At 56.7% G+C, this 13,238-nt stretch carries 14 protein-coding genes; 6 read left to right on the top strand and 8 right to left on the bottom strand.

Annotation, left to right across the window (positions count from 1 at the left end; all coding sequences use genetic code 11):
- Window positions 1–15: 15 nt before the first annotated feature.
- Genes fdhE through fdnG form a run of 4 tightly spaced genes read right to left on the bottom strand, consistent with a single transcriptional unit; the run spans window position 16 to window position 5,539 of the window.
- Window positions 16–945 (bottom strand): formate dehydrogenase accessory protein FdhE, encoded by a 930-nt coding sequence (gene fdhE / locus DFO52_RS20870; protein ID WP_029741588.1) that lies wholly within the window; start codon window positions 943–945, stop codon window positions 16–18.
- Complete coding sequence (gene fdoI / locus DFO52_RS20875; protein ID WP_010436852.1) at window positions 942–1,577, bottom strand: formate dehydrogenase cytochrome b556 subunit; 636 nt, start codon at window positions 1,575–1,577, stop codon at window positions 942–944. Before fdoI ends, fdhE begins: the two co-directional genes overlap by 4 nt.
- The gene (gene fdxH / locus DFO52_RS20880) at window positions 1,574–2,476 is read right to left on the bottom strand and encodes a formate dehydrogenase subunit beta (protein ID WP_008501831.1); all 903 of its coding nucleotides are present in this window, start codon (window positions 2,474–2,476) and stop codon (window positions 1,574–1,576) included. The genes fdoI and fdxH overlap by 4 nt, the downstream gene beginning before the upstream one ends.
- Before the next feature lie 12 nt (window positions 2,477–2,488).
- Window positions 2,489–5,539 (bottom strand): formate dehydrogenase-N subunit alpha, encoded by a 3,051-nt coding sequence (fdnG, locus tag DFO52_RS20885; protein ID WP_133551126.1) that lies wholly within the window; start codon window positions 5,537–5,539, stop codon window positions 2,489–2,491.
- Window positions 5,540–5,912: 373 nt separating this feature from the next.
- On the opposite strand from fdnG, the gene fdhD reads away from it, so the two are divergent.
- A complete protein-coding gene (fdhD, locus tag DFO52_RS20890; RefSeq protein ID WP_029741586.1) occupies window positions 5,913–6,749 on the top strand; it encodes a formate dehydrogenase accessory sulfurtransferase FdhD in 837 nt (278 codons plus the stop codon).
- A 114-nt stretch (window positions 6,750–6,863) separates the two neighbouring features.
- Window positions 6,864–7,076, top strand: coding sequence for a DUF1471 domain-containing protein (locus tag DFO52_RS20895; RefSeq protein WP_033146958.1), 213 nt, complete (start codon window positions 6,864–6,866; stop codon window positions 7,074–7,076).
- Between the two features lie 39 nt (window positions 7,077–7,115).
- On the opposite strand, the gene DFO52_RS20900 is transcribed toward DFO52_RS20895, so the two are convergent.
- Window positions 7,116–7,439 (bottom strand): AzlD domain-containing protein, encoded by a 324-nt coding sequence (locus tag DFO52_RS20900; RefSeq protein WP_033146957.1) that lies wholly within the window; start codon window positions 7,437–7,439, stop codon window positions 7,116–7,118.
- Complete coding sequence (locus tag DFO52_RS20905) at window positions 7,439–8,098, bottom strand: AzlC family ABC transporter permease (RefSeq protein ID WP_047646952.1); 660 nt, start codon at window positions 8,096–8,098, stop codon at window positions 7,439–7,441. Before DFO52_RS20905 ends, DFO52_RS20900 begins: the two co-directional genes overlap by 1 nt.
- Before the next feature lie 103 nt (window positions 8,099–8,201).
- Between DFO52_RS20905 and DFO52_RS20910 the strand changes: the two genes are divergently transcribed.
- From DFO52_RS20910 to yiiM, 3 genes are all read left to right on the top strand, one after another.
- Entirely contained in the window at window positions 8,202–8,750 is a 549-nt protein-coding gene (locus DFO52_RS20910; protein WP_029741583.1) for an XRE family transcriptional regulator, read from the top strand.
- 203 nt (window positions 8,751–8,953) lie between these two features.
- Window positions 8,954–9,574 carry a superoxide dismutase [Mn] gene (gene sodA, locus DFO52_RS20915; protein WP_004203668.1) on the top strand — a complete coding sequence of 207 codons (621 nt, stop codon included), beginning with the start codon at window positions 8,954–8,956 and terminating at the stop codon, window positions 9,572–9,574.
- A gap of 71 nt (window positions 9,575–9,645) precedes the next feature.
- Window positions 9,646–10,320: a 6-hydroxyaminopurine reductase gene (gene yiiM, locus DFO52_RS20920; protein ID WP_133551127.1), complete on the top strand. Its 675-nt coding sequence runs from the start codon at window positions 9,646–9,648 to the stop codon at window positions 10,318–10,320.
- Between the two features lie 102 nt (window positions 10,321–10,422).
- Here the strand turns inward: yiiM and cpxA are convergent, their stop codons facing one another.
- Window positions 10,423–11,796 carry an envelope stress sensor histidine kinase CpxA gene (cpxA, locus tag DFO52_RS20925; protein ID WP_023309731.1) on the bottom strand — a complete coding sequence of 458 codons (1,374 nt, stop codon included), beginning with the start codon at window positions 11,794–11,796 and terminating at the stop codon, window positions 10,423–10,425.
- Window positions 11,793–12,491: an envelope stress response regulator transcription factor CpxR gene (gene cpxR, locus DFO52_RS20930; RefSeq protein ID WP_006179159.1), complete on the bottom strand. Its 699-nt coding sequence runs from the start codon at window positions 12,489–12,491 to the stop codon at window positions 11,793–11,795. The genes cpxA and cpxR overlap by 4 nt, the downstream gene beginning before the upstream one ends.
- A 150-nt stretch (window positions 12,492–12,641) precedes the next feature.
- Here cpxR and cpxP point away from each other — a divergent pair, with 150 nt between their 5' ends.
- A complete protein-coding gene (gene cpxP / locus DFO52_RS20935; protein WP_059347407.1) occupies window positions 12,642–13,148 on the top strand; it encodes a cell-envelope stress modulator CpxP in 507 nt (168 codons plus the stop codon).
- Window positions 13,149–13,238: the final 90 nt, after the last annotated feature.

Consider the following 13,238-nt stretch of genomic DNA (forward strand, 5'->3'; position numbering starts at 1 on the left):
CACTGTCAGAGGAAATTACTCCCCTTCACCCGGGAACAGGAACGGGTTGATCGAGCTGCGGGCAAAGCCCTCCTGCTCCATCTTCGCGTCCAGAATCAGCGAAGCGAGATCGTCGGCCACCGCTTCGACTTTCGGGTCTTTTTCCTGATACAGAATCTTCAGGTAAGTGCCGCAGTCGCCGCAGCTTTCGGCTTTCACTGCCGCTTCTTCATTTTCCAGCGACCAGTAGTTCAGATCGCGGGTCTGCTCGCAGTTGCTGCACTTGATGCGCACCACGTGCCACTCGGTTTCACACAGGTTGCAGTGCAGGTAGCGCAGCCCCTGAGTGGTGCCGATTTGCACCATGCTGGAAACCGGCATGGAGCCGCAGACCGGGCAGAACTGGCGCGCCTCGCCGTATTCGGCGCGGGCTTTACCGGGGATCAGGCTTGCCATTTGCGCCCAGTAGAGCGACAGCGCAGCCCAGATAAACGGCGCTTTATCGCTGCTCACCAGAGCAAAGTCGGAGGCAAACAGCGCGCTCGCCATCTCTTCCAGCTCAAGTTCGGACGCTTTTTCCAGATTCTCAATGACCGCCAGCGCGGTGCCGCTCATCTCCGGCTTCAGCTCGGCAATCAGCGAATGCAGCAGCTTTTGCCAGTGCTTGTCGCGCGGCAGGACGTGAATGTCCAGCGGCGGCTTGCCCTGCGCGTTGGCTTCTTTGATGCGCGCGGTCAGATCCATTTGCAGCGGGTGGTCGTACAGCACCACTTCCTGCGCGTGGGCAACCAGCGCGGCAAAGCGCAGAAAATCACCCAGCGGGTTGTTCTCTGCCAGCTCGCGCAGACGCTCTGCGCGGCGGTTGTAGAGGTTCTTGAGTCTGGGGAATAACAACGGCGGAATATAATCCGCCGTGCGTTTCTCGCTCGACCCCAGCTCATCTTGCGGGATTATGCGAATACTCATTCAGATGACTTTTCCTGTTTCTGGCGGACTTCACGGTACCAGCGCGGGTGATGTTTCTTCGCCCACGTACTGGTTACCCATCCTTCCACCATCGCGGTAATGGTGCCTTTCACCCAGAGGGCGGCGTAGATATGCACCATGATAACCACAATTAACGCCACTGCGGCAAATGAATGCAGCATCAGCGCGAATCGGATCACCGGGATTGAGAAAGCAGGCGCAAAGTACGGACGCCAGATGATCACGCCGCTCACCAGCAACAGGACCAGGAAGATAATCGCCGCCCAGAATACGCATTTCTGGCCGAAGTTATAACGCCCGGTATCACCCACTTCCTCGTTGACGACGATCTTACGAATATTCTTCGCCCAAAAGATATCATCCCGATTGATTAGGTTATGGTGCCAGTAGCGGAAAAACATGATGATAAACGAGGCAAACATCACCACACCCACGAACGGGTGAAGGATGCGCGCCAGCTGTGGCGTACCCAGTACCTGCATCAGCCAGTTGAAGGACGGGAAGAAGAACCCCAGCCCGCTTATCGCCGCCAGCATGAAGCAGAAGGCGGTGACCCAGTGGTTGATGCGTTCCGGCGCGGTGTAGCGCACGATGGTGTCACGTTTTCTCATTTGCGCACCTCGTCTTTCTCTTCATGCAGGTTGTCGTCTTCCTCTTCCGCGCGGTTCGGACCAACGCCGACGTAGTGGAAGATGCTCGCTGCGAAGGTGGCAGCAAAACCGACCGCTGCCAGTGGTTTCCAGATGCCTTTCCAGAACTTCACGGTGGCGCTGATTTCCGGGTTCTCCGGCAGGCCGTGATACAGGTTCGGCTTGTCGGCGTGGTGGAGCACGTACATCACGTGCGTACCGCCAACTCCGGCCGGATCGTACAGGCCCGCGTTGTCGTAACCACGGGTTTTCAGCTCGCCCACGCGCTCTGCCGCCAGCGTTTTCATATCCTCTTTGGAGCCAAAGTGGATAGCGCCGGTTGGGCAGGTCTTCACGCACGCTGGCTCCTGGCCGACGGTGACGCGGTCTACGCACAGCGTGCATTTGTAGACGCGGTTGTCTTCCGGGTTCAGGCGCGGTACGTCGAACGGGCAGCCGGCGATGCAGTAGCCGCAGCCGATGCACTGTTCGGACTGGAAGTCGACGATGCCGTTGGCATACTGAATGATAGCCCCTTCTGACGGACATGCCTTCAGGCAGCCCGGATCCGCACAGTGCATACAGCCGTCTTTGCGGATAAGCCATTCCAGTTTGTCGTTCTGCTCAACTTCCGAGAAACGCATCACCGTCCAGGACTTGGCGGTCAGGTCCGCCGGGTTGTCATACACCCCGACGTTGTGACCCACTTCGTCACGCAGGTCGTTCCACTCTGAACACGCCACCTGACAGGCTTTACAGCCGATACAGGTGGTCACGTCGATAAGCTTCGCCACTTCCTGCTGGTGGTCCCGCGCCTGAGGCGCGGGCGTGAAACCGTTAGTCGCGGAACGACGGATAATGTCTTGAGATTGATAAGCCATAAGTCGTCTCCGTTACACCTTTTCCACGTTCACGAGGAAGGCCTTAAACTCCGGCGTCTGCGTGTTCGCATCGCCGACGAACGGCGTCAGGGTGTTCGCAATGAACCCTTTCTTCGCCACACCCTCATAGCCCCAGTGGATCGGGATACCGATGGTGTCCACCTGCTGACCGTGAACGTTCAGCGTGCGGATACGCTTGGTCACCACCGCCTTGGCTTTAATATAGCCGCGGTTAGAGGAGACCTTCACGGTATCGCCATGGGCGATGCCGAGCTTGCCCGCCAGCTTCTCGCCGATCTCCACAAACTGTTCCGGCTGCGCGATGGCGTTAAGCAGCGCGTGCTTGGTCCAGTAGTGGAAGTGCTCGGTCAGACGGTAGGTGGTGCCCACGTACGGGAACTTGTCCTTTTTACCCAGCGCTTCGAAATCGCCCTTGAAGATACGGGCTGCCGGGTTAGAGACCACGTTCGGGTGCAGCGGGTTGGTACCCAGCGGCGTCTCAAACGGCTCGTAGTGTTCCGGGAACGGACCTTCCGCCATCTTATCGATAGCAAACAGGCGTCCCATCCCTTCAGGCTGCATGATAAACGGCCCAACGTCGCTGCCCGGTGCGGCAGTGCTGTAGTCCGGAATATCCACGCCGCCCCATTTCGCGCCGTCCCACTTCAGAAGCTGACGCTTCGGATCCCACGGGTTGCCCTGCGGATCAGCGGATGCGCGGTTATAGAGGATGCGGCGGTTGAGCGGCCACGCCCATGCCCAGCCCAGCGTATTGCCAAGGCCCGACGGGTCTGCGTTGTCGCGGTTGGCCATCTGGTTGCCTTTTGGCGTCCAGCTACCGGCAAAGATCCAGCAGCCGCTTGACGTGGTGCCGTCATCGCGCAGGTGCGCGAAGGTGCTGAGCTGATCGCCTTTCTTCGCCAGCACGGTACCGGTGGCCGGGTCGATAACGTCCGCCAGCGCCTTGCCGTTGCTCTCCATCGCCACTTCTTCCGGCGCAGGGTTTTCCGGCGTCGAGTAGTTCCAGGTCATGTTCAGCACCGGTTCCGGGTTCGCGCCGCCTTCTTCCGCATACATCTTACGCAGGCGTAAGAAGATACCGGCCAGGATCTCGCCGTCGTTCATGGCGATGCCCGGGGCGTCCGCGCCTTTCCAGTGCCACTGCAGCCAGCGTCCGGAGTTAACGATAGAACCGTTCTCTTCCGCGAAGCAGGTAGACGGCAGACGGAACACTTCGGTCTGAATCTTCGATGGATCGACGTCGTTCGATTCACCGTGGTTCTGCCAGAAGGTTGAAGTCTCGGTATTGAGCGGGTCAATCGTCACCAGGAACTTCAGCTTCGACAGGGACTCAACAACCTTGTTCTTGTTCGGGAACGAGGCAACCGGGTTAAAGCCCTGGCACAGATAGCCGTTCACTTTGCCCTGGTGCATCATCTCGAAATACTGCAGAACGTCGTAGCCTTTGTCCCACTTCGGCAGCCAGTCAAAGCCCCAGCTGTTTTCAGCCGTCGCTTTGTCGCCGAAGAAGGCTTTCATCATCGAGACGAAGAACTTCGGATAGTTGCCCCAGTAGTTTACCTGGCCTTCGAGCAGCGGTTTAGGCGTGCTGGCCGTCAGGTAGGTTTGCAGATCGGTCTGTTTCTCGTTTGGCAGGTTCATGTAACCCGGCAGGCTTTGAGACAGCAGGCCGAGGTCGGTCAGACCCTGAATGTTGGAGTGACCGCGCAGGGCGTTCACGCCGCCGCCTGCCATCCCCATGTTGCCGAGCAGGAGCTGAACCATCGCCATGGTACGGATGTTCTGCGCACCGATGGAGTGCTGCGTCCAGCCGAGGGCGTACAGGAACGACGCGGTTTTGTCTTTCGCGCTGGTCTCGGCGATAAGCTCGCACACCTTCAGGAAGTCGGCCTTCGGCGTACCGCAGATGTTTTCGACAACCTCCGGCGTGTAGCGGGAAACGTGCTCTTTCAGCAGGTTCCACACGCAGCGCGGATGTTGCAGGGTGGTATCGCGCTTCGCAAAGCCTTTTTCATCCAGCTCGTAGTTCCAGCTGGTTTTGTCGTATTTGCGTTTTTCGGCGTCGTAACCGCTGAACAGGCCATCTTCGAAGTGGTAATCCTCACGCACGATCAGGCTGGCGTTGGTATAGGCTTCGGTGTATTCGCGGTTATATTTTTCGTTGGTCATCAGGTACAGCAATACGCCTGACAGGAAAGTGATGTCAGTACCTGAACGAATAGGGGTGTAGAAATCCGCCACTGACGCAGTTCGCGTAAAGCGGGGATCGATCACAATCAGTTTCGCACCGTTGTGGATTTTGGCTTCCATCGCCCAGCGGAACCCGACAGGGTGCGCTTCAGCGGCGTTACCGCCCATCACCACAATGAGGTTGGCGTTCTTGATGTCGACCCAGTGGTTGGTCATCGCACCGCGACCAAATGTTGGAGCAAGACTTGCTACCGTTGGTCCGTGTCAGACACGCGCCTGGTTGTCGACCGCGAGCATACCGAGTGCGCGCGTAAATTTCTGGGTTAAATAACCGGTTTCGTTGCTGGAAGCAGAGGCACACAGCATCCCGGTGGAGAGCCAGCGGTTGACCGTGACGCCGTCGGCGTTCTTCTCAACAAAGTTGGCATCGCGGTCTTCTTTAATATGTTTTGCGATGCGGTCGAACGCTTCTTCCCAGCTGATTTGCTGCCATTTATCGGAGCCAGGCGCGCGATATTCAGGGAATTTGAGGCGGCTTTCGGAGTGGATAAAGTCCACCAGACCGGCCCCTTTCGGGCACAATGCGCCGCGGTTGACCGGATGATCCGGGTCGCCTTCGATATGGAAAATAGACGCTTTGGCGTTTTTAGCACCGTCGCCGAGGCTATACATCAACAGCCCGCAACCGACAGAGCAGTACGTACAGGTATTACGGGTTTCACGGGTGCGCAGCAGTTTATACTGCCGCGTTTCCGCCAGCGCTACGCCGGGCGCAAAGCCCAGTGCCGCTGCCGTGGTGCCTGCCATACCGCCAGCGCAGATCTTAAAGAACTGCCTTCTGCTGACCTGCATGGGTCACTCCTTGTTTCGACATTGCTTACATATGTAGTTTTAACTTCGCGGTTGAGAATTGACCGCAAAGGAGAAAAATTTGCGTTAATCCCTCAATTCCACGAGGGATATCATCAGAATACCACAATGTCGGTACAGCTGTTCTAATGGCGTTAATACAAAGTGAACGTATTATCACCCTGTTGACTATAAAGTGTGATATTAATCACATTATTAACCACGCATGTTAAAGGGGTGTAGCACGCGTTTTGTTGTACCTCTCACAAGTGAGTAGGTAAACTTGATGCTGAAAAGTTGATCCATACTATGCGTAAGCCCTGTTGTTTGTGATGCAATAGCAGGCTCACCTCCGTGGTTGTTCAGGAATACCGCTGTGTCTAAACAAAACCGTGCTCCCCACTCGTCACCACTGCCTGCGGGTATAGTGGAACTGTCGGTACACAGACCGCCCCACATTACCCATGCCACGCCGGATTTTCTGGCGGAAGAGGTGCCCGTTGCGCTCGTTTACAACGGCATCTCGCACGTGGTGATGATGGCTTCGCCGAAAGATCTCGAACTGTTCGCCATCGGTTTTTCCCTCTCGGAAGGCATCATTGACCATCCGCAGGAGATCTACGGCATGGACGTGGTGCAGGCTTGCAACGGCCTTGAAGTGCAAATCGAACTCTCCAGCCGCCGCTTTATGGGGCTGAAAGAGCGCCGCCGCGCGCTGGCCGGGCGTACCGGCTGCGGTGTCTGTGGCGTTGAGCAACTCAATGATATTGGCAAACCCGTTGCGCCACTGCCGTTTACTCAGACCTTTGATCTGGCTCGCCTCGACCATGCGCTCGAGCACCTGAACGATGTACAGCCCATCGGCCAGCTGAGCGGCTGCACGCACGCGGCGGCATGGGTGTTGCCGTCGGGGGATATTGCCGGGGGGCATGAGGACGTTGGCCGCCACGTGGCCCTGGATAAGCTGCTCGGTCGCCGTGCGCGTGAAAGTGACGTCTGGAAGCAGGGGGCGGCACTCGTTTCCAGCCGTGCCAGCTATGAGATGGTGCAAAAATCGGCGATGTGCGGTGTGGAAATTCTGTTTGCGGTATCGGCGGCGACCACGCTGGCGGTGGAGGTGGCGGAGCGTTGCAACCTGACGCTGGTGGGCTTCTGCAAGCCGGGAAGGGCGACGATTTATACCCATCCGCAGCGGTTAATAGTTAATCAATAATTTTGAATGATAATAGCAAATCCTTCCGCTTTTAGTTGTTCATGATGAGGTCTAGTATTTATCTCATCAAGGCACGGTGCCTTACCTAAACAACTTAATGAAAGGGTTTATATTATGAAAAGCATCAAAACTTTTGTCGCTGTAATCGCTCTGGCTACTTCTTTCGGTTCTTTCGCTGCACAGACCGTGACCGCAACCGCCTCTACCATTGATGGCGCAGAAGCTAAAATCGCGGCTCAGGCTCAGGATGCTGGCGCATCATCTTACAAAATTACCCAGGCGTTCTCAGGTAACCGCGTACACATGACTGCTGAACTGACTAAATAAGCTGTCACACCGTCGAAAGAGCGCCCCCGGGGCGCTTTTTTAGTTTATGCCCGCCACGCGCAGCAGCGCGGTTACGACTGCCGCCGCCACGATCACCACAATTAACGGCATCTTCCGCCAGGCCAGAAATACCGCAAACGCCACGCCCAGCACGCGCGCCATGCCTGCAAAGTGGTCACCTTCATAAAACGTGGTCGCCAGCGCCACGGAAAACAGCAATACCGTTGCCGCATCTGACAGCAGCGCCTGTGAACGCTCTGACAATGCCAGCCTGCTGCCCAGTTTCGCTCCGCCAAGACGCATCAGATACGTTCCCGCAGACAAAATGGCGATGCCGAGAATAAAAAACGTCATATTTCCCATTATTTTTTCCTCGCAGCGAGACCCAGTAAAGAGAGCAGCACCGGTAATCCCACCGGAGCAAACGGCACGGCGGCCAGCGACACAACGGCGCCGCTGCAGGCGCGGATCAGCGTGGTACGGTTTTTAAACGCGGGAACCACCAGCGCCAGCAATATGGCCGGGAATACCGCATCCAGCCCGATGGTTTCCGGGTCCGGCAGCAGCTTGCCGACCATGGCGCCCAGCAGGGCCCCCAGCGGCCAGACAATCGCCACGCCTAAACCACATAGCCAGTACGCCGCTTTGCGCTGTTCGGGCGTTTTTTGCGACAGGCCAAAGACCACGCTTTCGTCGTTCATGATGTGGCAGCCCAACAGGCTCAGGCCGCGCTTGCCCACCAGTTCACGCACCGTCACGCCAAACGGCACGTGCCGCGCGTTGACCAGCAACCCCGCGGCCGCGGCCGCCAGCGGGTTACCGCCGCTTGCCACAATGCCGATAAACATAAACTCTGACGCGCCCGCGAGTACGGTGATGGAGAGTACAAACGGTACCCAGACCGGGAAACCGTAGGCCATCGCCAGGGAGCCGTATGACATCCCGACCACGCCGACCGCGAGGCAGACCAGGATGATTGCTTTTATGGTGTCGCCTTTCAGGCAAGAGAGATGATGCTTCATACATTTTTAGCCATATCGAACGTGTATCCATTATAATGAACGCAACAGAGGTGTTTTTCAAGATGAACGATTCGTTCGGTTTATAGAACAAAGAGGCCGTTATATGACGCAGCCAATCAGCCTGATCGCTAAAAGCCTGGTGCGGGAACGCCTGCGAACCGGCCTTTCACTGGCGGAAATTGCCCGCCGTGCCGGGATCGCCAAATCCACGCTTTCTCAGCTTGAGTCAGGCAACGGTAACCCTAGCCTGGAAACGCTGTGGTCGCTTTGCGTGGCGCTGGATATACCTTTCGCCCGCCTGCTTGAACCACAGCAGCCTACCACTCAGGTGATCCGTCGTGGTGAAGGTACGAAGGTCGTTGCCGGACAGGCCAACTACGAGGCGATACTGCTGGCGGCATGTCCGCCTGGCGCACGACGCGACGTATACCTCCTGCTTACCCAGCCGGGCGCAGACCGCATTTCCCAGCCGCATCCGCCGGGGTCCGTTGAACATATTATTGTGACGCAGGGGCGCGCGTTAGTGGGCCTGATCGACGCGGCCGAAGAACTCGGCCCGGGAGATTACATCTGTTATCCCGCCGATCTGCCGCATATCTTTAAGGCGCTGGAGCCGGATACGCACGCGCTGCTGGTGGCGGAACAAAACTAACCCGACAATGCTGCCATCATCGCGGCAGCATTTTCCGTTAACCTCCTGAGTGAATTACCCATTTTGGCTTTTGTCAGAATGCGAATAACCTTATAAAAACTACGGCATTGATAATCATTTTCAATATCATTTAATTAACTATAATGAACCAACTGCTTACGCGGCATTAACAGCTGTGCCGCCCGACAATAATGGAGAGGATTATGAGTTATACACTGCCATCCCTGCCGTATGCCTACGACGCACTGGAACCGCATTTCGACAAGCAGACGATGGAAATCCATCACACTAAACACCACCAGACCTATGTGAACAACGCGAACGCCGCGCTGGAAAGCCTGCCAGAGTTCGCTAACCTGTCTGCTGAAGAGCTGATCACCAAGCTGGACCAGCTGCCAGCGGACAAGAAAACCGTTCTGCGTAACAACGCTGGCGGCCACGCTAACCACAGCCTGTTCTGGAAAGGCCTGAAGACCGGTACCACCCTTCAGGGCGACCTGAAAGCGGCTATCGAGCGCGACTTCGGCTCTGTTGACAACTTCAAAGCGGAATTCGAAAAAGCCGCTGCAACCCGTTTCGGCTCTGGCTGGGCGTGGCTGGTTCTGAAAGGCGACAAGCTGGCGGTGGTTTCTACTGCTAACCAGGACTCCCCGCTGATGGGTGAAGCAATTTCTGGCGCATCCGGCTTCCCAATCCTGGGCCTGGACGTGTGGGAACACGCTTACTATCTGAAATTCCAGAACCGTCGCCCGGACTACATCAAAGCCTTCTGGGACGTGGTGAACTGGGACGAAGCAGCAGCACGTTTCGCCGCTAAAAAATAAGGTTGCATAGACGCCTGTGAGAAGCGAGTCTTATGACTCGCTTTTTTTGTATCTGCGTAATGGAGGCAGCAATGCATTACCCGGTGAACGTGTTTACAGGCAAGGTAAGGGAGTACGACGGCAGCCGCCCGAGTGCCATCGCCAAAATTCAGGTCGACGGTGAGTTGACGTTAACCGACCTCGGGCTTGCGGGTGACGAGCAGGCCGAAAAGAAAATCCACGGCGGGCCCGATCGCGCGTTGTGCCACTACCCGCGTGAACACTATCAGCACTGGAAAACCGAGTTTCCCGAGCAGGCGGACCTCTTTGTTGCCCCCGCGTTTGGCGAGAATCTCTCCACCGAAGGGCTCACCGAAAAGAACGTGTTTATTGGTGATATCTACCGCTGGGGCGACGCTCTGATTCAGGTGACGCAGCCACGCTCGCCGTGCTTCAAGCTCAACTACCACTTCGGTATTCAGGATATGTCGGCCCAGCTGCAAAAAGCGGGTAAAACCGGCTGGCTGTATCGCGTGGTGCTGGCGGGACAGGTTTCAGCGGACGCGCCGCTTGAACTGGCGTCGCGCCTGAGCGATGTGTCTGTTTATGACGCCTGCGCCATTGCCTGGCATATGCCGTTTGATGACGAGCAGTATCATCGCCTGCTGTCGGCGGCGGGGCTATCGACCAGCTGGACAAGAACGATGCAGAAGCGGCGTTTAAGCAGCAGGATCGAGGATAATTCGCGGAGATTATGGGGTAAATAACTGCTCCTCACCCCGGCCCTATCCCCAAAGGGGCGAGGGTGAAAAAACCTCATTGAGCAGTCCCCTCTCCCCTATGGGGAGAGGGTTAGGGTGAGGGGAAAACTACGAACGCTTATACAACGGTAGCCAGAGCGTTAACCGTAGTCCACCCAGCGGGCTGTCGTCGGCTTTCACCCAGCCACGGTGCTGCTGCATGGCGGTTTCAACAATCGCCAGACCCAGTCCCGTACCGCCCGATTCCCGGTCGCGCGCCTCATCGGTACGATAGAACGGACGGAAAATCTGCTCGCGGTCTTCCGGGCTCACGCCTGGGCCGTCATCATCGACAATGACGGTGATCCCGTCTTTATCCACCGAGAACGCCACCTCAATCTTCGTATGCGAGTAGCGAAGAGCGTTACGCACGATGTTCTCCAGCGCGCTTTCCAGCGTGTTGGGGTTACCGTACAGCGGCCACGGGCCCGGCGGGAAGTTGACGGTAAAGGATTTACCCATCTGTTCCGCTTCGAACGCCGCGTTGTCCAGCACCTCGTGCCAGAGGTGATTCGCTTTCACCGTTTCGCTGACCAGCGCGTTTTTCTGCTGATTGCGCGACATCACCAGCAGGTCGTTGATCATGCTGTCCAGGCGGTGCGCTTCCGTTTCAATACGCTCCAGCTCTTTGCTCTCACCGCTGCGGCGGCGCAGCAGCGCGGTGCCAAGCTGCAAGCGCGTAAGCGGGGTACGCAGCTCGTGCGAGATATCCGATAACAGACGTTGCTGTGCGGTCATCATGCGGTCGAGCGCGCTCACCATCTGGTTAAAACTGGTTCCGGCGGCAAGGAACTCCTGCGGGCCTGCTTCCAGTTCAGGGTGCTGTCGCAGGTTACCCTGCGCCACTTCATCGGCGGCATTTTTCAGCTTGCGCGCCGGTTTTGCCAGGCTCCACGCCAGCCATAACAGCAGCGGCGAGCTGACCAGCATGGTGACAATCAGCAGCAGGAGAGGGCGGTCAAACAGCAGGTTGATAAAATCAGACTGGGAGTTGCTCGCCGGACGGATCAGGTAGAGCTGATAATTATCCTCTCCGTCCCTGACGGAGAAAGGCCCCACCATTTCTACGCGGCCATATTTCTTCTTCTGGGGATGATCGGCGTTATCCGCCTGGCCAATGAAGTTGCGGATAATCTGCATTTCATTGCGATCGGCCCCAATCACGCGGCCTTCGCTAGTCACCAGCAGCAGGCGTTGTCCGGGCGGCGCCCACTTGTCGATAGCGCGAAACAGCCTGCGCCACCACATTAAATCGTTCGGCGGATCGTTTGCCAGCTCGGCTTCCACGTGCTGCTCGATCATCACGCCCTGACGTTGCTCGCTGTCGAGAAGCTCCGTCATCTGGCGTGAGTCGAGTTTTGGCAACATCAGTACGAGCATTAAAACCAGTGCCAGCGTCAGCCAGAAGATGGCGAAGATGCGGGCGGTTAAGCTTCCTATCATGAAGCAGAAACCATCAGATAACCGCGACCACGCAGGGTTTTAAACCATGGGTGACCGTCTTTACGCTCCGGCAGCTTACGGCGCAGGTTAGAGATGTGCATGTCGATGGCGCGGTCAAACGGGGTGAGGCGTTTGCCCAGCACTTCCTGGCTTAGATGTTCACGCGAAACCACCTGGCCGAGGTGCTGCGCCAGCAGATACAGCAGGGTGAACTCCGTGCCGGTCAGTTCCAGCGTCTGGCCATCAAAGCTTGCTTCCTGACGGCCCGGGTTCAGGCTCAGGGAGTCGACTTCAAGAGTAGGTGAGCTGTTGTCGGTATTTTGCTGCTGCTCGCTCCAGTGGGAACGACGCAGGATAGCGCGAATACGGGCAACCAGTTCACGGTCGTTAAACGGCTTCGGTAAATAGTCATCCGCGCCCAGCTCAAGGCCGAGTACGCGGTCAAGTTCGCTGCCGCGCGCGGTCAGCATGATTACGGGAGTCTGGTGTGTCTGGCGAAGCTCTTTCAACGTATCAATACCGTTTTTCTTCGGCATCATCACGTCGAGCAAAAGTAAATCGATGCTGTCGTCAAGGAGACTCAGCGCCTGCTCGCCATCATGGGCAACCAGGACGTTGAAACCTTCCATGTCGAGCAACTCCTTTAAAAGGGATGTGAGCTCTCGGTCATCATCAACTAACAGGATTTTATTCATTGTTTAAATACCTCCGAGGCAGAAATTACGACATCAAGGCTGTCTAATCCATGACTTTACGTTGTTTTACACCCCCTGACGCATGTTTGCAGCCTGAATCGTAGACTGTCTCTCGTTGAATCGCGACACGAAAGATTTTGGGAGCAAGTGATGCGCAAAGTTACCGCTGCCGTCATGGCCTCAACGCTGGCGTTCAGTGCGTTTAGCCAGGCTGCTGAAGCTATCATCAGCGATAACAGTCCCTTACAAGAGGGCGCAACGCAGAACAGCAGCCAAAGCCATATGTTTGACGGCATAAGTTTAACCGAACATCAGCGTCAACAGATGCGAGATCTGATGCAGAGGGCACGACACGACCAGCCCCCTGTTAATGTTAGCGAAATGGAGACAATGCATCGCCTTGTCACCGCAGAAAATTTTGACGAAAGCGCTGTACGCGCTCAGGCCGAAAAAATGGCACAGGAACAGGTTGCCCGCCAGGTAGAGTTGGCGAAGGTCCGCAACCAGATGTTCCACCTGCTAACGCCCGAGCAGCAAGCGGTTTTGAATACGAAACATCAGCAGCGAATGGACCAGCTGCGTGAGGTTGCACGGATGCAGCGAAGCTCAGAAACGACGTTTTTCAGTAGCAATAGCAGTACCCGTAGTAACCAGTAAACCCTGTTTTCCTTGCCATAGACACCATCCCTGTCTTCCCCCACATGATGTGGGGGTTTTTTTTGCCCCGCATCCGCGCTGTTAACCGTT

The organism is Enterobacter sp. AG326 (assembly GCF_004362415.1).
GTDB lineage: Bacteria > Pseudomonadota > Gammaproteobacteria > Enterobacterales > Enterobacteriaceae > Enterobacter > Enterobacter asburiae.